Below are 17,256 nucleotides of genomic sequence, written 5' to 3'. Positions count from 1 at the left end.
GGGTGCCAGGCCGTCGTGCCGGCCAGGCCGTCGTGCCGCACACGCGGGGGCTGCGGGCTCCACTGAACCGGAGAGACGATGGAAGCGCCACGTCGCCCGCTGCAGGAGTGCGGTGACCGTGACGCCGGTGGAAGGAGCAGCTGGCCATGGATACAGACGGGTTCCAGGCCGATCTCGGTCCCGCCGGACGTGCGGAGCTGGGCCCTTCGCCGCCGGGCGGATTGCTGGACGTGCTCGGTGTGGCGGCGGTCGTGCTCGATGCGGACGGGCGGATCGTGTTCTGGAGCCCGCAGGCCCAGACGCTGCTGGGCTACAGCGCCGAGGAGGCGCTCGGCCGGTTCGCCGCCCAGCTCCTGGTGGCGGACGAGCACGTCGACCTGGTGCTGCGACTGTTCGCCCAGGTGATGGAGGGTGAAGGGAGCTGGGCGGGCGTCTTCCCCGTACGGCACAAGGACGGCAGCACGCGGCTACTGGAGTTCCGCAACATGCGGCTGCAGGACGACCGCGGTGATCCGTACGCCCTGGGGCTGGCCACCGACCAGGGGATCCTGCGCCAGGTGGAGCAAGACCTGGCGCTGTCGGTCCGGCTGGTCGACCAGTCCCCGATCGGGCTGGCCGTGCTGGACACCGGCCTGCGGTACGCGATGGTCAACCCCGCTCTGGAGCGGATCAACGGCCTGCCCGCAGAGGAGCATCTGGGCCGGACCGTGCGAGAAGCGTTGCCGTTCCTGGACGCCGACAGCATCGAGTCCGCGATGCGGCAGGTCCTGGCCACCGGTACGCCGCTGGTGGACCAGTACGCCGTCGGCCGCACCAGAGCCGACCCCGGTACCGAGCACGCGTGGTCGGTGTCCTACTACCGGCTGGAAGACCCCGGTGGGAAGGTGCTCGGCGTGGGCACCTCGGTGGTGGACGTCACCGACCGGCACCGCGCGGCCCTGGAGGCCGACCGTGCCCGGCACCGGCTGGCTGTGGTCGCGGACGCCTCCGTGCGCATCGGCACCACGCTGGACCTGGAACAGACCGCCCGTGAGCTGGCCGATGTCGCCGTCCCCGAGCTCGCCGACATGGCCGCCGTGGACGTCCTCGACTCCGCCCTGACCGGCCACCGCACCACCGCCCCCGCGCACGGACCTGCGCTTTTCCGTGCCCTGGCCGTCGCCGCCGCCTACCCCACCGACGTCACCAGTGCCGCCGACCCTCCCAGCGAAGTGGCCCGCTACGAAGCCGACCGCCTGGTCACCCGAGCCGTCAACACCAGCCGGCCCGTCATGGTGCCCCACGTGAACGAGGCCGACCTGTCTCTCATCGCCCGCGACCCCAGGGCCGCGGCCATGCTGGCCCGGGCAGGCGTCCACTCCTATCTGGCCGTGCCACTCGTGGCGCGCGGCGAAGTCCTCGGCGCCCTCGACCTCGTACGCGCGCGCAACCCCCATCCCTTCACCGAGGACGACGCCACCCTGGCCTCCGAGCTGGCCGCCCGCGCCGCCGTCTGCATCGACAACGCCCGCTGGTACCAGCGGCAGCGCGACACGGCCCTCACTCTCCAGCGCAGCCTCCTGCCCGAGCCACCGCCGCCCCTGTACGGCCTGGAAGTCGCCTCCCGGTACCAGCCGGCCGGCGCCACCAGCGAGGTCGGCGGCGACTGGTACGACGTCCTCCCCCTGCCGGGCGACAGGACCGCGCTAGTGGTCGGCGACGTCATGGGCAGCGGCATCAACGCCGCAACCGCCATGGGGCGGCTCCGCACCGCCACACAGACCCTCGCCGGACTCGGCCTCGCACCCAAGCAGGTGCTTCGCAACCTGGACAGGATCACCGCCGGACTCGACCCCTACATCGCCACCTGCACGTACGCGCTCTACGACCCCCACACCGCGCAATGCCACATCTCCACCGCCGGACACCTGCCACCCGTCCGTATGCGACCCGGACGCGCCCCCGCGCTACTCGACCTGCCCACCGGGGCACCCCTGGGCGTCGGTGGCGTCCCCTTCCGCACCACCGCCGTCGACCTCGACCCCGGCGACCAGCTGGTCTTCTACACCGACGGGCTGGTCGAGACCCGCGACCAGGACATCGACACCCGCCTCGGCGCCCTGCTCACCCTCCTCGACGGCCCGCACCGCAACCTGGAAGACACCTGCGACCACCTCCTGGACGCACTGCGCCACCCGGACGACCACGACGACGTCGCTCTGCTCATCGCCCGCGTCCGCCGCTGACATGGGGGGTCCTGTGCGCAGTCCAGGACTCCGGGCGACAGCCCCGGCTCCAGCGAGTCCGGCACCGTCACTCCCTGGACCACGGCTCGCGGGTGCGCGGCCGCGGTGGTGGCGGATATCTCTTGTCGCCGTTGCAGAAATTCGCGAAATGGGCGGTGAGGATTTCTGGCTCCGAAGATCGAACCGGGAAACTTATCGCACTCCTGGGCTTCAGCCGTGCTACGGTGATGCCAGTTGCAGTTTTGGTTCCCAAAGACTTCAGGCGCTCTTCCGGCATCGCCGACGAGCACCGTATTCATTCCGGTATTCCCGGAGGGGACATCATCGCAGCGACTCCGGGTTCACAAGGTGTGGACTCCGGGCACTGCCCCCAAGGGAGATTCAATATGGCATCTGGCACCGTGAAGTGGTTCAACGCGGAAAAGGGTTTTGGCTTCATCGAGCAGGACGGTGGCGGCGCTGACGTGTTCGCCCACTACTCGAACATCGCCAGCTCCGGCTTCCGTGAGCTTCAGGAAGGCCAGAAGGTGAACTTCGACGTCACGCAGGGCCAGAAGGGCCCGCAGGCCGAGAACATCGTTCCCGCCTGACGCTGACGCGTACTACGTAGCTGGGGCCCGCACCATGGGTGTGGGCCCCAGCTCGTTCCTTGCTCCGGGCCCCGTCGGCTTCGACGGCCTCTTGGACGGCAGCGTCTCCTGCCGCATCGCCCAGGGCTTCAGCCGGACGGATCCTGTCCCGGCTCTCGCGCCCGAATAACGACGCCCTTCTCTGCGGCTCGTACTCCGGCGCCCTTTTCAAAGACGAACCCGTTGCCCCTGTCGGCCCGGCTTGTTTCGTCTTTTTCTTCGGCTCGTTCTTGCGAATCCTCATCCAGCTCATTGCTGCTGGAAGGCGTTCCTCGATACGTGCCGCATCGAGGAAGGTTCTGCATGAACCGCACCGCTCGCACGAACGACAGTTACTCCTCCCGCACAGGCGCCGGCTCCGGCCGCGCCGGCCGCGGGCGCCCCCAGGGCATGGGCCGCCAAGGCGCTCCGTCCCGTTCGGCCGCATCCGGCCGGCCGGGCGGCCACGGGCGTCGGCCCGCCGCGCTCCACGGGGAGTTCGCGCTGCCGAAGACCGTCACCGCGGCGCTGCCGGCCGTCGAGGCGTTCGCCGATCTCGGCCTGCCCGACCGTCTGCTGGCCGCGCTCCACGCCGAAGGCATGACCGTGCCGTTCCCGATCCAGGGGGCGACCCTGCCGAATTCGCTGGCCGGCCGTGACGTCCTGGGCCGCGGGCGCACCGGCTCGGGCAAGACCCTCGCCTTCGGCCTCGCCCTGCTGGCCCGTACCGCCGGGCAGCGCGCCGAGCCCCGCCAGCCGCTGGCACTGGTCCTCGTACCCACCCGGGAACTGGCCCAGCAGGTCACCGACGCGCTCACCCCCTACGCCCGGTCGCTGCACCTGCGGCTCACCACGGTGGTCGGCGGTATGTCGATCGGCCGCCAAGCAGGGGCGTTGCGCTCCGGGGCCGAGGTCGTCGTCGCGACACCCGGCCGGCTCAAGGACCTCGTCGACCGGGGCGACTGCCGACTGAACCAGGTCGCCATCACCGTCCTGGACGAAGCGGACCAGATGACCGACATGGGCTTCATGCCCCAGGTCACCCACTTGCTCGACCAGGTACGGCCCGAGGGGCAGCGCCTGCTGTTCTCCGCGACCCTGGACCGGAACGTCGACCTTCTGGTACGCCGCTACCTGACCGACCCGGTCGTCCACTCCGTCGATCCCTCCGCGGGAGCGGTCACCACGATGGAGCACCACGTGCTGCACGTGCAGGGTGCCGACAAGCACGCGACCACCACGGAGATCGCCGCCCGGGACGGACGGGTGATCATGTTCCTGGACACCAAGCACGCGGTGGACCGGCTGACGAAGGACCTCCTGGCCGTCGGCGTGCGGGCCTCGGCCCTGCACGGCGGCAAGTCCCAGCCCCAGCGCACCCGCACGCTCGCCCAGTTCAAGACCGGCCACGTCACGGTCCTGGTGGCCACCAACGTGGCGGCCCGCGGCATCCACGTCGACAACCTGGACCTCGTCGTCAACGTCGACCCGCCCAGCGACCACAAGGACTACCTGCACCGCGGCGGTCGCACCGCCCGCGCCGGCGAGTCCGGCACCGTCGTCACCCTGGTCCTGCCCGGCCAGCGCCGCGGCATGGACCGCCTGATGAACGACGCCGGCATCACCGCGCAGGTGACCAGGGTCCGTTCGGGCGAGGCCGAGCTGAGCCGTATCACCGGCGCCCAGGTTCCCTCCGGCGTACCCGTCACCATCAGCGCCCCGGTCGTCGAGCGGTCCGAGCGCGGCGGCTCCTCCACGCGCGGACGCCGCAGCCGGCCCGCGCGAGGGCGTCGTCGCCCCTCCTCCTACACCGCCGCATAGCCACAGCCCCGCTTGTCGTGCATGCCCGACCGAAGAGGAGAAGCCCGTGACACCGGTTCAGACACGGCCCCGCGCAGCAAGCGGCACGGGCCTCACCGCCCGCGACGCCATGGACGCACCCGGGCCCCAGGTGGACGACCACATGATGGTCGACGTGGCCCTCTCCGTACTCATCAGCGCCCGCGTCGAGCACCTGCTCCTGCGGGACGAGGCGGGCCGCTGTTCCGGACTGGTCACCCGGGCCCAGCTCGCCGCCCACCGGGGCGGCTCCTGGTACAGCGACCGCACCCGGTTGAGGGACATCCCCCTCGACCGGGGGCCGTTCACCTTTGACGCGGCACACCTGAGCGACGCGGAAGCCGCCATGCGGGACCGGACGCTGGACGTGTCCCCCGTGGTGGACGAGCACGGCTACACCCTGGGCGTCCTCGCTCTCACCCCCTGACCGCCCCCAGGCCGTCAGTTCCACCCGGAGCTTCCCCCTTCAACCCTGCTGAGGCACTATGCGCTGCGTCATCGCCCACTTCCCCTTCGACCTGATCAAGACCGACGTGCAGCAGGCGATGAAGGGCATCAAGCCCGAACCCGTCTCGGGAGCGTCCGTGACCATCGGTCGCCGCACCTATCCCCTCAAGCAGGTCGGTGAAGTGATCACCAGGCAGGACCGCCGCGACTTCACCGCCGGCGAGGTGAGCAGGGCGCTGACCCAACTCGGCTTCACCTGTCACGCCCCCGCGGCCACAACCGCGCCCGTTCTCACCCCCCTGCAGACGGCGGCGGCCCTGCTGGGAGCCCCCGCCCGCGTCTGACCTCGCGCGCACCCCGCTCCCCGCTCCCCGTACCCCGCAGTCCGCAGTGCGCAGTCCGCAGTGCGCAGTCCACGACGGCACCGCGTGGCGCTCCGTCCGCTCCGTCCGCTCCCCGGGAACGGCAACGGCTGTCGGACGGGGTACGCGCCGAGGGCGTGCGGGGTGCCCGGTTACGATGCGGGCATGAGTCAGCAGGCGTGGCGTGCGGCCCGGCCCGGTGGGGTGCGGGTGCGGGCGTATGCGCTGCTTGTGCTGGCTGTGCTGGCTGGTTTGGTGGCCATGCACGGCTTGGCACCCGCCGGCTCCTCCCCCGCGCCGTCGCATGCCGTGGCGGCGGCGGACGCGCACCATGGCGTGGCTGCCGCGATGGGCTGCGAGGGCTGCGCCCACGCCGAGCACGCCGGGCACGCCCAGCGCGTCGCCCACGGTGACGCGGGTGGCGGCGGGCACGCCGAGCACGCCGACGCCACCTGCGCGGCCGGCGGCACCAGCACGGCGCCCGCGCTTCCCGCCCTGGCCCCGGCCGGAGCGGTCACCTGCGCGACCGCGGACCTGACCGCGCTCGTGCCCGCCGCGACGCCGGGTGGACGTGCCCCACCGTCGCTGAGCGAACTGCAACTCCTGCGCATATAGGCGGGCCCCGGCGGCCCGTACCCCCTGGTCGGTGCCGCCGTTGAGAGCCATGCCTCGATTCAGCGCACACACAGGAGTCGCACACCATGACCGCACGCCGTTCCATGATCCGCCGCGCCGCCGCTGTGGCGGCCGCGGCCACCGCCGCTGTCGTACTCGCCGCCTGCGGCGGCGGGAATGACAGCTCCGCCGGCCACGAGGGTCACGGCAAGTCCCCCTCGCCGAGCGCGTCCGCGCCCGCGTCCGCCTCTGCCTCCGCCAAGCAGGGCGAGCACAACGCCGCCGACGTCTCCTTCGCGAAGGGGATGATCCCGCACCACCGGCAGGCGGTGGAGATGGCCGAGCTGGCGGAGACCCGCGCCGGGTCCGCGGAGGTCAAGAAGCTGGCCGCGGAGATCAAGAAGGCTCAGGGCCCGGAGATCAAGACCCTCTCCGGGTGGCTCACCTCCTGGGGCGAGGCAGTCCCCACGGAGGAGGAGAGCGGAGAGCACGCCGGGCACTCCATGTCCGGAATGATGACGCCCGAGGAGATGGACAAGCTGCAGAAGTCATCCGGCAAGGCGTTCGACACCGCGTTCCTCCAGATGATGGTCAAGCACCATGAGGGCGCCATCGAGATGGCCAAGACCGAGCAGTCCAACGGCGCCTACCGGCCCGCCAGGGACATGGCCCGCGCCATCATCACCTCGCAGAGCGCCGAGATCGAGCGCATGAACAAGCTGTTCGGCAAGAGCTGACCCGTCCGGTCTCCGCACAGCGGGGGCGGTCTTCCCCGACCGCCCCCGCCGCCTCTGGCCCACACTGGAAGGGTGAGAGAGGGGACGACCACATGGACCACATGGATCGCAGCGACCACACCGCTCACCACCCCGGTTCCGCGCACGGTCACACCGAGCATGTGCACACCGAGCATGGTCACGCCGAGCATGGCCACGGCGCTCACACCGAGGCGGAAGGCGCCTCCTGGGGTACGGCGGCGAAGGCGACCGCGCACTGCCTGACCGGCTGCGCGATCGGCGAGATCCTGGGCATGGTCATCGGCACGGCCCTGCTGTGGGGCAACGTCCCCACCATGGTGCTGGCCATCACCCTGGCGTTCCTCTTCGGCTACTCGTTCACCCTGTTCGCGGTACGGAGGGCGGGGCTGAGCCTGAAGGCGGCCATCCGCGTCGCCCTGGCCGCCGACACCGTATCCATCGCCATCATGGAACTGGTGGACAACCTCATCATCGCGCTGACCCCCGGAGCCATGGACGCCCATCTCTCGGACGGCCTGTTCTGGTCGGCGCTCCTGGGCGGCTTCGCCGTCGCCTTCGTGATCACCACTCCGGTCAACAAGTGGATGATCGGCCGCGGCAAGGGCCACGCCGTCGTCCACGCCTACCACTGACCGACCCGCCCTCCTGCTCGCGCCGCGCGTACCGGGTCAGGCCCCGTGCGGCTCGACCGTGCGGCCGCGCTCAGAACCTTTCCGGCTTGACCAGGGCGAGGACGAGGTAACCCAGCAGGGCGGCGGCCACGAGGAGGCCGACGACGTTCTCTGCGGTCACAGCTTCGCCACCCCCTTGGCGATGAACGCCACCGGCGCGAAGACCGCGATCGTGGTGGCGACGAAGGTCACGTCGGCCATCGGTGTCTCCTGAGGAGGTTGTTCGGTTGAGCATCGGACCTCTTGAGGAAAGCGCGGTTTCCTGCCAGGTGCTCCTGCCATTGACGGCTCCCTTACGGCCGCCCCGCCCCTCTTGACGGTTCCCTGACCCGTTACGCCGACTGCCACGGGGCGCGCGTCGGGGTCGCCGGGGTGCGGCGGGCTCTGCGGGATAATCGCGGCATGGCAGCCACGCCCAGCCTCTCCGAGCTGCACCGGCGCCTGTTGCCGGACGTCCTCGCCGTGGGCGGGGCGTATCCGCTGGCGCTCACGGGCGGGTACGCGGTCCAGGCGCACGGGCTCGTCGACCGGCTCAGCCGGGACCTTCAGTTCGCCACCGAGAACCCGGAGCCGCTGGAGCGCATCGCCGACGCCGTCCGTGCCGGGCTGGAGGAACGCGGCTGGCGTGTGCGGGCCCTTGAGGCCGGTCCGCTGGCGGCGTCGTTGATCGTCACCGACCCCGTCACGGGTGACGGGTGCGAGATCGACGTGCTCAAGGAGGCCCTGTGGCGTCCGCCCGTGGTGACCGAGTACGGCTTGGTGCTCTCCCTGGACGACGTGGTCGGCACCAAGGTCCGCGCGCTGGCCGACCGGGGCCTGGCCCGCGACCTCGTGGACGTCCGGGCAGCGGCCGAGCGCTGGAGCCACGCGGAGCTGGAAGAGCTCGGCCGCCGTCACGCCCCCGACACCTTCGACCTGTCCGACCTGCGCGATCGGCTCGCGGGCGCCGAGTGGATGGACGACTCCGAGTTCGCCGCCTACGGCCTCGATGACCACGCGATCGGCGAACTGCGCCGGTGGGCACAGGCGTGGGCCGACGACATCGCCGAACGGCTCCAGGAAGCGACCTGGGACGAGGACGAGGACGACGGCTGACCCGGGGCCGCCCGTATCGCTCATGCGGCGTGTCTGGCCCGGCCCGGCCGCCGGAGGCGTGCGCGGGCGCGCCCGGTGGTGGCGTACCACTGGACGGCCAGTACGGCGGCCAGGCCGAGATCGGCGAGATCGCCGCCGTAGTACATGACCTGTGCGCCGGTATGGAGGTCGGCGGCCGTGAAGGACAGGCCAGGGGGCGGTGCGGCGTAGAGCCACTTGGCCAGTACGGCGTGGGCCGCGCCGGCGGCGAGGAGGGTACCGCCGCGCCACGCGAGGCTCCACGGGCGGCGTACGGGATCGAGCCCGCACACGCAGAAGGCGAACAGCAGCCCGGCCGCCAGGACGTGCGCGTCAAGGGCCGCCCGGAGTACCGGGTGGTGGTGGCCGGCCGCCATCAGCGGCGTGCGGTACAGCAGCCACAGCCCGCCGGTGTGCAGCAGGGCCGCCACCGGCGGGCAGCACAGCCACCGGGCGGGCCGGCCATGAGCCACGGCCAGCAGGGCGCGGCGGGCGCCACCGGGACGCAGCAGCCGCAGGGTCAGCGTGAGCGGGCGGGCGACGACCAGCGCTACGGGCGCGGCCATGGCGGCCAGCAGGTGCTGGACCATGTGCGCGGTGAACGGCGCCGGACCCGGCACGGGCACCATGGCCGCCGCGGCGACCAGCGTCCCGCCCGCCGCGAACGACGCGTCCCGCGCCCGGGGCCAGGCGTCGCCCCGGCGCCGCAGGCGCGCGGCGGCGGCCAGGTAGAGCGCGACGGCCGCCACCGCCACGAGGGCGGCGAGGGCGGCGAACGGGACGGTGAACTGGGCGGCCGGGCCCGGCGGCGCCCCGGCGAGGTGCGGCGGCATCACGCGCGGCGGGCCCGCAGCGCGAGGACGACGCCGGCGATCAGCAGCACCAGTCCGGCGGCGTTCCAGGCGAGGTCGTAGCCGGTGATGTCGACGCCGTAGCGGATCTGGTGCACGCGCAGCAGCTTGTGGTCCACGACGCCGTCGAAGAGCTGGAAGGCGCCGAGGCCGAGGACCAGTCCGGCGCGGGCGTGGCGCGGCGCGAGCGTACCCCCGCGGCGCAGATCGGCGTAGAGGACGAAGCCGGCGACCAGGGCCAGCAGCTCGGCGGTGTGCAACAGACCGTCCGAGAGCAGTCCCACGGTGGAGGTGGAGCGGTCGTAGAAGTGGTGCCAGGCCAGGATCTGGTGGAAGACGATCTCATCGACGGCGGCCATCAGCGCGGCGCCGATCAGGGCGCAGACCAGGAGGGAACGGCGGCTTCGGGGGCGGTCGTCCTGGCCGGTGTGCGGGGTCATGGTCTCGGGGTGATCCTTCCTGGTCGAGAGCCGTTGAATGGGGCACGAGGGGGGTACCCGGCGCCTGGGAAACATCCGGAATGGGCGGACCCGAGCGGGCCGCCTCCGTGAGAAAGGCTCTGCTCATGAGCAGCGCACACCGTACGGCGCCGAGCGCCCGGACTCCTGTGCAGCAGGCGGCGCTCCTGGTGGGGGCGGTTTTCCTGTTGGTGGGCGTCCTGGGGTTCATCCCGGGGATCACCACCGACTACGACACGATGAAGTTCGCCGAGCACCACTCCGAGGCCAAGCTGCTCGGCGTCTTCCAGGTGTCGATCCTGCACAACCTCGTGCACCTGCTGTTCGGCATCGCGGGTGTGACCATGGCCCGTGCCGCGTCGACGGCCCGCACGTTCCTCATCGTCGGCGGCGTCATCTACCTGGCCCTGTGGGTGTACGGCCTGATCATCGACCACGACAGCACGGCCAACTTCATCCCGGTGAACACCGCCGACAACTGGCTGCACCTCGGCCTCGGCCTCGGGATGGTCGCCCTGGGCTTCCTGCTCACCCGAGGCGCCCGGCGCGGCGTGATCCCCTGAGCGGAAGCTGAGCCGAAGCTGAGCGGAAGCGGAAGCGAGCGCCGGAGCGGAAGCCGGAACCGGAGCCGGAAGCCGGAACCGGAGCCGGGAACCGGAACCGGAACCGGAGCCGGAAGCCGGAAGCCGGAAGCCGGAACCGGAGCCGGGAACCGGAACCGGAGCCGGAAGCCGCGGCCGGGGCAGCGGTGACGGTTGGCCCCGCTGCCCCGGCCGCACCGTCAGTCGCGGCCCATGGCCTTGCGCACGGCGTCCTTGGTGCGGTCCATGAGAGCGGCGACGGGCCCCAGCGCGAGGTTCGCCGCGGCGGACTCCACGCCCGGGTGCGGGCGGGTCGGTGCCATCGCCTCCGCGGCCCTGACGCCCGTCGCCATGGAGGCCAGCGTCGCGGCATCGGCGGTGCGCCGGAGGTGGGCGAACTCGTACCGCTCCTCGGCCCGCGCGTGCGCCTGGACGTCCGCGCGCAGGGCCAGCAGCCTGGGCAGGAACTCCGGGTCGTCGGGGTCCATGTCATCGAGGGCGGCGAGCGTCTCCTTCGCGTCGCGCTCCTCGGCGAGGCGGTCGCGCACGACCTGGTCGCCGCCGGGGAGCCTCCGGCGGGCGAAGGGATGCACCACTTCCTCCTCCGCCGTCTCATGCACGGCGAGGAAGCGCACCAAGCGGCGGAACGCGTCCCTCCGGTCGTCGCCCTTGCTCTGCTCGACCTCGTCGAAGAGGTTGCGGATCTCTCCGTGCTGGCGCATCAGCAGCGATACGACGTCGCTGTCGCGGCTGCCGAGGCCGTCGGAACTCTCGGGGCTGTCGGGCGTGCTCTGGGACATACCGGCTCTCCTCACTTGGCGCGCATGGCGGGGTCGGGGTGCTCGCCCTCGGTCTCCAGCCGGTACTCGCGGCCGAACATCTCGTCGTGGTCCGCGACGACCCGCTCGCTGGGCGGCTCCTCGCCGCCGTTCAGCTGCTCCTGCATCCGTTCGAAGCGCTCATGCGCCTCGCGCACATAGCCGGCGCCGAGAGTCGTCAGGTCCATCTGCGTGTCCAGCAGTTCACGCAGGTACGCCTTGTTCGGCTCGAACGTCAGCACATTGGGCAGCTGCGGCGCGAGCACCTCCTCCGGCTCGCGGCCGTCCAGGCGCCGCATCAGGTCGCAGGCGATACGCAGGTGCTCCAGCTCCATGTTCAGGTGCAGCTCCCAGACCGCCTTCACCTTCGGGTCGGTCTCCTGCTCCATGAAGGAGTAGTACAGGTAGCACTCGTTGTACTCGTGGTTGACGAGCTGCTCCCACCACGTCTCCCCCGGGTCGACCAGCGACTCGTAGTGGGTGACGTGCTCCTCCTCGATGAGCCCGATCTCCTGGTAGAGCTGGCGGGCGATCGGCTCCATGTAGGTGGGGCCGGTGTTCATGTAGAAGTTCATCGTCTGCTGCTCCGCCGACAGGATCGTCAGCGCGTGCAGCTTGGACAGCGGGTCGGTGGTGGCGCGGTCGTACGGGTCGCGCACGTTGTCGGCCGGGTGGCGGTGGTGGAACTTGGTGGGCCGGCCCGGCATGACCTCCGTCAGGTTGTCGACGATCGACTCGGCCTTGCGGTGCTCGATCATCTCGTACAGGTTCGCGTACCGGTACAGGTGGTCGAAGTCCTCCAGCACGCCGAACTGGTAAGCCTGCTTCAGGTACGGATCGGGCTCCATACGGGCCACCCAGGCGGTCAGGTCCACGGCGACCTGCTCGTACGCGATCGTCGTCTCCAGCACCGACGACACGCCGGGCAGCAGCCAGTTGACCGCCTTCTGCTGCTGCGCCTCGATGTACCGGGTCTGTGCGAGCTGCCGCTTCACCTCGGGGTCGACGGTGTTGCGGGCGAGGGTGTGGCTGAAGAGGATCGCCTCGACCTCGATGCCGTTCATCGTGATGATCCGGCAGCGGGTGTACGGGTCGCAGTGGTCGGGGTCGATCGGCTCCACGTTGAGCTCCCGCCAGTTCCTGAGCTGACGGTCCAGAGGGATGCCGCGTTGTTCCAGGGGGTTGAAGGTCACCTGTGCCTCCTCGAAGGCCGTGGGGAGTGTTCCGGTTACCCCTCAGCGCGCCGAGCGAACGCGCTGACCTGACGGGGCGTCGGCCATGCTCCGGCCCCGTGGCCGACAGCCATCGCATCCGCGCCCGGACGACCCCGGCTGTCACCCGCCCGGCCGCGCGGCCGGGCGGCCGGGTCGGGCGGGCCGGGCCACCCGACCGGTCGGCGAGCTGCGGCGGGATTGCCGAGGCCAGAGCAGGTATCCGGCCCCGCGTGATGAGCCGCCCACTGTGGCGGGGTGTGCTCGCCGGGACGGCCGGGGCGGCGGTGATGACGCTCGCCGGGAAGGGGCGAGCAGCGCGGGACGAGTCGGCCGAATTCGTACGTGCCCGATCTCGCCCCGCGACGGCTGACGCGAGCGGCCTTGGGGGGGCGCTGCGGCCGGCCGGGCCGCGACGCATGGCCGGGTCGGCGGTACAGCGCCCAGCGGCCTGGCCACCGTTCCGGTGCCGGGCCGGTGCCTCGCGCCGCTTCTACGGCCGGTGGGCGGCGGGGTACGCCGGGTGCGCGGCCGACCGGTCCGGTGACCGGGCACCCGCCGCGGTGCCGCGCGTGCCGGGCGTGCCGCGCGTGCCGGGCGTGCCACACGTGCCGTGGGTCCCGTGCCTGCCGGGCGTCCCGCGCCTGCCGGGCATGCCGGCGTCCCGCGTGTGCCGTGCCGTGCGTGCCATGGGTCCCATGCGTGCCGGGCGTGCCATACGTGCCGGGCGTCCCGCGCCTGCCGGGCGTGCCGTGCGTCCCCGCGTCCCGTGCGTCAGTGACGCTGACGGCGGTGCGTCAGTGGCCGCCGTCCGCCACCGCGAGGCGCTTGGTGAACGTCTTTCCGGCGTCCTTGGACTCGTACACGCCGTTCTGCGTGGCCGCCAGGATGTGCCGGGCATTCACGGCCGTCAGGGCCTGGGGCTGTCCCCCGGGCACGGTGGCCGTCTTCTTCCAGGTGGCCCCGCCGTCCGCGCTGACGCTCAGGGCGCCCGTGAAGTCGACGCCGAACAGGGCGTCCGGGGACGCCCACGACACGAACTCCATCGCGGGCAGCCGGCCGGGCGCGAAAGTCCGGCCTCCATCGGCGCTACGGGCGACGCCCTCCGACGTGGTCGCGACGATCAGGTCCGGGTCGGCCGGGTTGACGGCGATGTCCAGGGCTTGCAGGCGGGCCCGGTCCTGCCAGGTGACGCCGTCCTCGCTGACGCGCAGCAGGCCGCCGCTGCTGTCGTAGCCATAGATCGTGTTCTTCGCGTAGTCCAGGGCGTGGAAGTCGGCCTCGCCCTTGAGCGATGTGGTCTTCCAGGACTTCCCCGCGTCGGTGCTCTTGATCAGCCCGTGGCTCCCGGGCTGATCGCCGCCGGGGGCCGGGTGGCCGCTGGCCAGGAAGGTTCCCTTCCCGGCCACCGTGAAGCCCATGAAGTCGTCCTTGCTCTCCCCGACCGGCTGGGGCCTTCCGGACGCGTCCGCGGTGAAGATCCCTTCGTGGGTGGCGACGTAGAGACCACCACCGTCCGGGTCGATGCCCAGGCCGTGGATGTGGCTGTGCACGGCGGGCGCGTGCTCGGGACCGTGGCCCCCGGCCGGCGCGTCGCCGCCGGTGGTGGTGGCGCCTCCACCGCACGCGGCGAGCAGCAGGGCGCCCGCGGCGGCCGTGCCCACGGCGGCAGGACGGCGGCGGTGCGGTCGGCGGGACGGGTCCGTCTTCGTGGCGGTGTTCACGCTGGCCATGGGGTTGCACCTCGTGCTGTCGGTCAGGGCGATGTGACGTGCGTACGGACGAACACGGCGGCAGCGAGTGCCACGACCGTCGGGAGATGAGGGGACACCGCCCGCACACCGCCCGCGCGTGAGTCTCCGCTCGCGTTCACGCCCGGCTTCCGCGCGGGACCCTACCAAGCCCCGTATGGCCCGCCGCCTGCGGGAACTCCGCACCGAGCCACCGTTCCCCGTCCACCATCCGTCCACTATCAGTCCACGGCTCAGAAAAACTATCGCGGCAACGGTAGATATTGAGCGCCGACCGGGGTAGCGTTTCTCTCGCGTTGAAGACATCAGACGAGCGCGGCAGATGACGAACTGCCGCGCATGCAGGTCCAGAAGGCGCGGAACGGCAGTGGAGCGGTGGGACCGGAAAGCGAAGGGCCCCACCACTGACTGCCGGGCCGAGCGGCCCCAGGGGCCGCAAGCAGTTGATTCGAACAAAAGATGGTTCCGGAAGAGGTAAGGAGTAGACGCCATCAGATCGCCCGGGCCCCGAACCGCCCGGGTACCGCAGACCCCAGAACGGCAGGTGGTCCCCGGTTACGTATTCGCGATCCCGCACCCACGCCCTCCGGGGCGTCGCTGCGGAAACAGAAGGCCGGCAGCAAGAACATGCCGGTAGATGGTGTTGAACCCCTCGGGGCCCGGGTGCCAAGCGCACCCGGGCCCCTCGATGCGTCCCCGAAACGAAGGTGCTATGCCCCCTGAGAAGACGCCCATCGCCGACGCCCTCGACGATGACGACTACCCCGCCTACACCATGGGGCGGGCCGCCGCCATGCTGGGCACCACCCCGGCCTTCCTCCGGGCCCTCGGTGAAGCCCGGCTGATCACGCCCCTGCGCTCGGAGGGCGGCCACCGCCGCTACTCCCGCTACCAGCTGCGCATCGCCGCCCGCGCCCGCGAGCTGGTCGACCAGGGCACCCCGGTCGAGGCGGCCTGCCGCATCATCATCCTGGAGGACCAGCTCGAAGAGGCCCTGCGGCTGAACGAGGAAATGCGCCGCCAGAAGAACGTCCCCACCCCGGACGACGGTTCCTGAGCCCGAGCTCCCGAGTCCGAAATGCCGAACGAAAAAATCTGCCAGAAGTTGCCGCGCTCGGCGGCTCGGCCCGTGCTACGGTGACGGCAGTTGCAGTTGTGGTTCCCAGAGACTTCATGTGCTCTGCCGGCCGTCCGACCGCCGGCGAGAGCACTATTTTCATTTCCGGTGCCTTCCGGAGGGCAATCATCACGGCGACTCGGGTCCGTAAAGTGCGGCGCCCGGCACTGCCCCAAAGGGAGTATGAATATGGCATCTGGCACCGTGAAGTGGTTCAACGCGGAAAAGGGTTTTGGCTTCATCGAGCAGGACGGTGGCGGCGCTGACGTGTTCGCCCACTACTCGAACATCGCCACCTCCGGCTTCCGTGAGCTTCAGGAAGGCCAGAAGGTGAACTTCGACGTCACGCAGGGCCAGAAGGGCCCGCAGGCCGAGAACATCGTTCCCGCCTGACGCTGACGCGTACAACATGATCGGGGCCCGCACCGTGAGGTGCGGGCCCCGGTTCGTTTTCCTCTCCCCGGGGTTCCTCCCCCACGAGCCTGTTTAGCTCCCCCAGCGGCCGGTTACCCGCCGGGCTCCCATGCGGATCGAGCACGGATCGCGCACCGTCGGCCGGCGCAGATCACGGAACCAGGAGGAACCCGGGAGGAACTCATGAGGCATGACGAATTCCTGGCCCGCGTACGTGAGCGGGGCGAGTACGCCAGCCAGGACGAGGCAGCGCAGGTCACCACGGCCGTACTGGAGGTCCTCGCCCACCGGATCACGCCCGGTGAGGCCAAGGACCTGGCGGCCCAGCTGCCCGCGCGGCTGAAGGAGGCCCTGGTGACGGACGGCGACCGGCCGACCGAGTCCTACGGCGTCGGGGAGTTCTGCCGGCGGGTCGCCGAGCGCACCGGGGCACACACCCGCACCGCGCAGTGGGACGCGAGTGCCGTGCTCAGCACGCTCGCCGACGCCATCTCCCCCGGAGAGCTCAACCAGATCATCAGCCAGCTCCCCTCCGGCTACGCCGTCCTGTTCGGGAAGCCCGACCTGAGCGACTAGCGGGACGGGCCAGTGGTGCGGGCCAGTGAGGCAGGGGCGGTGAGACGGGGCGGTGAGGCGGGGCGGTTACCGCTGGCCCGCCAGCATGCGTCCGTAGGTCGCCCGCACCCGGTGGTGGCGCTCGACGTCGGTCCAGACGTCGGTGGGGTGCGGGCGTGAGACGTACCAGGCCCAGAAGCTCGCGCCCAGGCCGGCCATCAGCGGTATGAGCAGCCAGATCATCGCAGCCACAGCGGTTTCTCCTCCCGTTCGCGGTGGGGACAAGGGGCTTCGGCGGGGACTTTGCGGCAGGCTTCCGGTGGCGACCCCCGGTGGGCGGCGGCGAGCCCTGCGGCCGCGCGACCGCAGGGCCCGTACCGGGAAGGCGCGTCAGCGGGTCAGGCCCGCAGCTCCTTGTGGCCGCCGCCGCTGATCTCGATCTTGCGCGGCTTGGCCTGCTCGGCCACCGGGATGCGCAGGCTGAGCACGCCCGCGTCGTACGTCGCCTCGATGTTGTCCGTGTCGAGGGACTCCCCGAGGAACAGCTGCCGGGTGAACGTACCGCTCGGCCGTTCCGAGATCAGGACGTCGGCGCCCTCCTTGGTCAGCGGCTTGCGCTCGGCCTGGACGGTCAGCACGTCCCGCTCGACCTTCAGGTCGACCGAATCGGGGTCGACGCCGGGCAGGTCGAACGCGACCCACACCGTGTTGTCCTTGCGCCACGCGTCCATCGGGAAGGCCGACGGGCGTCGTACGCCGCTGAACAGTTCCTGCGTGACACGGTCCAACTCACGGAAGGGATCGGTCCGCATCAGCATCTGCACATCGCCTCCTCGTACCGGTTGGTGTAGTGGTCCGGACG

At 71.3% G+C, this 17,256-nt stretch carries 22 protein-coding genes; 13 read left to right on the top strand and 9 right to left on the bottom strand.

What is annotated here, in order from left to right; translation table 11 throughout:
- Positions 1–146: 146 nt before the first annotated feature.
- From QWM81_RS09885 to QWM81_RS09850, 8 genes are all read left to right on the top strand, one after another.
- Positions 147–2,225 carry a SpoIIE family protein phosphatase gene (locus QWM81_RS09885; RefSeq protein ID WP_290111401.1) on the top strand — a complete coding sequence of 693 codons (2,079 nt, stop codon included), beginning with the start codon at positions 147–149 and terminating at the stop codon, positions 2,223–2,225.
- A 386-nt stretch (positions 2,226–2,611) separates the two neighbouring features.
- The gene (locus tag QWM81_RS09880; protein ID WP_064071132.1) at positions 2,612–2,815 is read left to right on the top strand and encodes a cold-shock protein; all 204 of its coding nucleotides are present in this window, start codon (positions 2,612–2,614) and stop codon (positions 2,813–2,815) included.
- Between the two features lie 342 nt (positions 2,816–3,157).
- On the top strand, positions 3,158–4,654 hold the full coding sequence (locus QWM81_RS09875) for a DEAD/DEAH box helicase (protein WP_290111400.1): 1,497 nt from the start codon (positions 3,158–3,160) through the stop codon (positions 4,652–4,654).
- A 46-nt stretch (positions 4,655–4,700) separates the two neighbouring features.
- Complete coding sequence (locus QWM81_RS09870; protein ID WP_435372347.1) at positions 4,701–5,099, top strand: CBS domain-containing protein; 399 nt, start codon at positions 4,701–4,703, stop codon at positions 5,097–5,099.
- Between the two features lie 58 nt (positions 5,100–5,157).
- Positions 5,158–5,463: an SCO5918 family protein gene (locus tag QWM81_RS09865; protein WP_290111399.1), complete on the top strand. Its 306-nt coding sequence runs from the start codon at positions 5,158–5,160 to the stop codon at positions 5,461–5,463.
- Between the two features lie 183 nt (positions 5,464–5,646).
- Positions 5,647–6,096, top strand: coding sequence for a DUF6153 family protein (locus tag QWM81_RS09860; protein ID WP_290111398.1), 450 nt, complete (start codon positions 5,647–5,649; stop codon positions 6,094–6,096).
- An 86-nt stretch (positions 6,097–6,182) separates the two neighbouring features.
- On the top strand, positions 6,183–6,833 hold the full coding sequence (locus QWM81_RS09855) for a DUF305 domain-containing protein (RefSeq protein ID WP_290111397.1): 651 nt from the start codon (positions 6,183–6,185) through the stop codon (positions 6,831–6,833).
- A gap of 101 nt (positions 6,834–6,934) precedes the next feature.
- Positions 6,935–7,486 (top strand): DUF4396 domain-containing protein, encoded by a 552-nt coding sequence (locus QWM81_RS09850; RefSeq protein ID WP_290111481.1) that lies wholly within the window; start codon positions 6,935–6,937, stop codon positions 7,484–7,486.
- 70 nt (positions 7,487–7,556) lie between these two features.
- Here QWM81_RS09850 and kdpF read toward each other — a convergent pair whose 3' ends face one another.
- Complete coding sequence (kdpF, locus tag QWM81_RS09845) at positions 7,557–7,646, bottom strand: K(+)-transporting ATPase subunit F (RefSeq protein WP_290111396.1); 90 nt, start codon at positions 7,644–7,646, stop codon at positions 7,557–7,559.
- Entirely contained in the window at positions 7,643–7,807 is a 165-nt protein-coding gene (locus QWM81_RS09840) for a hypothetical protein (protein ID WP_290111395.1), read from the bottom strand. Before QWM81_RS09840 ends, kdpF begins: the two co-directional genes overlap by 4 nt.
- Before the next feature lie 120 nt (positions 7,808–7,927).
- Between QWM81_RS09840 and QWM81_RS09835 the strand changes: the two genes are divergently transcribed.
- Positions 7,928–8,620: a nucleotidyl transferase AbiEii/AbiGii toxin family protein gene (locus QWM81_RS09835; RefSeq protein WP_290111394.1), complete on the top strand. Its 693-nt coding sequence runs from the start codon at positions 7,928–7,930 to the stop codon at positions 8,618–8,620.
- Positions 8,621–8,640: 20 nt separating this feature from the next.
- Here the strand turns inward: QWM81_RS09835 and QWM81_RS09830 are convergent, their stop codons facing one another.
- Together QWM81_RS09830 and QWM81_RS09825 are read right to left on the bottom strand one after the other, a co-directional pair.
- Positions 8,641–9,471, bottom strand: a complete 831-nt coding sequence (locus QWM81_RS09830) for a cytochrome c oxidase assembly protein (protein ID WP_290111393.1) — start codon at positions 9,469–9,471, stop codon at positions 8,641–8,643.
- A complete protein-coding gene (locus tag QWM81_RS09825) occupies positions 9,471–9,929 on the bottom strand; it encodes a DUF2243 domain-containing protein (RefSeq protein ID WP_290111391.1) in 459 nt (152 codons plus the stop codon). The genes QWM81_RS09830 and QWM81_RS09825 overlap by 1 nt, the downstream gene beginning before the upstream one ends.
- Before the next feature lie 125 nt (positions 9,930–10,054).
- On the opposite strand from QWM81_RS09825, the gene QWM81_RS09820 reads away from it, so the two are divergent.
- Complete coding sequence (locus QWM81_RS09820) at positions 10,055–10,510, top strand: DUF4383 domain-containing protein (protein ID WP_290111389.1); 456 nt, start codon at positions 10,055–10,057, stop codon at positions 10,508–10,510.
- A gap of 218 nt (positions 10,511–10,728) precedes the next feature.
- Here QWM81_RS09820 and QWM81_RS09815 read toward each other — a convergent pair whose 3' ends face one another.
- The 3 genes from QWM81_RS09815 to QWM81_RS09805 form a co-directional block, all read right to left on the bottom strand.
- On the bottom strand, positions 10,729–11,328 hold the full coding sequence (locus tag QWM81_RS09815) for a hemerythrin domain-containing protein (RefSeq protein ID WP_290111387.1): 600 nt from the start codon (positions 11,326–11,328) through the stop codon (positions 10,729–10,731).
- An 11-nt stretch (positions 11,329–11,339) separates the two neighbouring features.
- Positions 11,340–12,539, bottom strand: coding sequence for a hypothetical protein (locus QWM81_RS09810; protein ID WP_290111386.1), 1,200 nt, complete (start codon positions 12,537–12,539; stop codon positions 11,340–11,342).
- A gap of 815 nt (positions 12,540–13,354) precedes the next feature.
- A complete protein-coding gene (locus QWM81_RS09805; protein ID WP_290111384.1) occupies positions 13,355–14,290 on the bottom strand; it encodes a F510_1955 family glycosylhydrolase in 936 nt (311 codons plus the stop codon).
- A 730-nt stretch (positions 14,291–15,020) separates the two neighbouring features.
- Between QWM81_RS09805 and QWM81_RS09800 the strand changes: the two genes are divergently transcribed.
- The 3 genes from QWM81_RS09800 (at position 15,021) to QWM81_RS09790 (ending at position 16,415) form a co-directional block, all read left to right on the top strand.
- Positions 15,021–15,365, top strand: a complete 345-nt coding sequence (locus QWM81_RS09800; RefSeq protein ID WP_290111383.1) for a MerR family transcriptional regulator — start codon at positions 15,021–15,023, stop codon at positions 15,363–15,365.
- A gap of 249 nt (positions 15,366–15,614) precedes the next feature.
- Positions 15,615–15,818, top strand: a complete 204-nt coding sequence (locus QWM81_RS09795; protein ID WP_010985872.1) for a cold-shock protein — start codon at positions 15,615–15,617, stop codon at positions 15,816–15,818.
- Between the two features lie 204 nt (positions 15,819–16,022).
- Positions 16,023–16,415, top strand: a complete 393-nt coding sequence (locus tag QWM81_RS09790; protein ID WP_290111382.1) for a DUF2267 domain-containing protein — start codon at positions 16,023–16,025, stop codon at positions 16,413–16,415.
- Between the two features lie 66 nt (positions 16,416–16,481).
- Here the strand turns inward: QWM81_RS09790 and QWM81_RS09785 are convergent, their stop codons facing one another.
- Positions 16,482–16,646 carry a hypothetical protein gene (locus QWM81_RS09785; RefSeq protein ID WP_290111381.1) on the bottom strand — a complete coding sequence of 55 codons (165 nt, stop codon included), beginning with the start codon at positions 16,644–16,646 and terminating at the stop codon, positions 16,482–16,484.
- A gap of 146 nt (positions 16,647–16,792) precedes the next feature.
- Positions 16,793–17,212 carry an Hsp20/alpha crystallin family protein gene (locus QWM81_RS09780; RefSeq protein WP_290111480.1) on the bottom strand — a complete coding sequence of 140 codons (420 nt, stop codon included), beginning with the start codon at positions 17,210–17,212 and terminating at the stop codon, positions 16,793–16,795.
- Between the last annotated feature and the right edge of the window lie 44 nt (positions 17,213–17,256).

Origin of the sequence: Streptomyces ficellus (assembly GCF_030406405.1) — a bacterium.
In the GTDB taxonomy this organism is placed as follows: domain Bacteria; phylum Actinomycetota; class Actinomycetes; order Streptomycetales; family Streptomycetaceae; genus Streptomyces; species Streptomyces ficellus_B.
The sequence above is the reverse complement of the archived record's forward strand: the minus strand, read 5'-3'. Positions and strand labels throughout refer to the sequence as shown.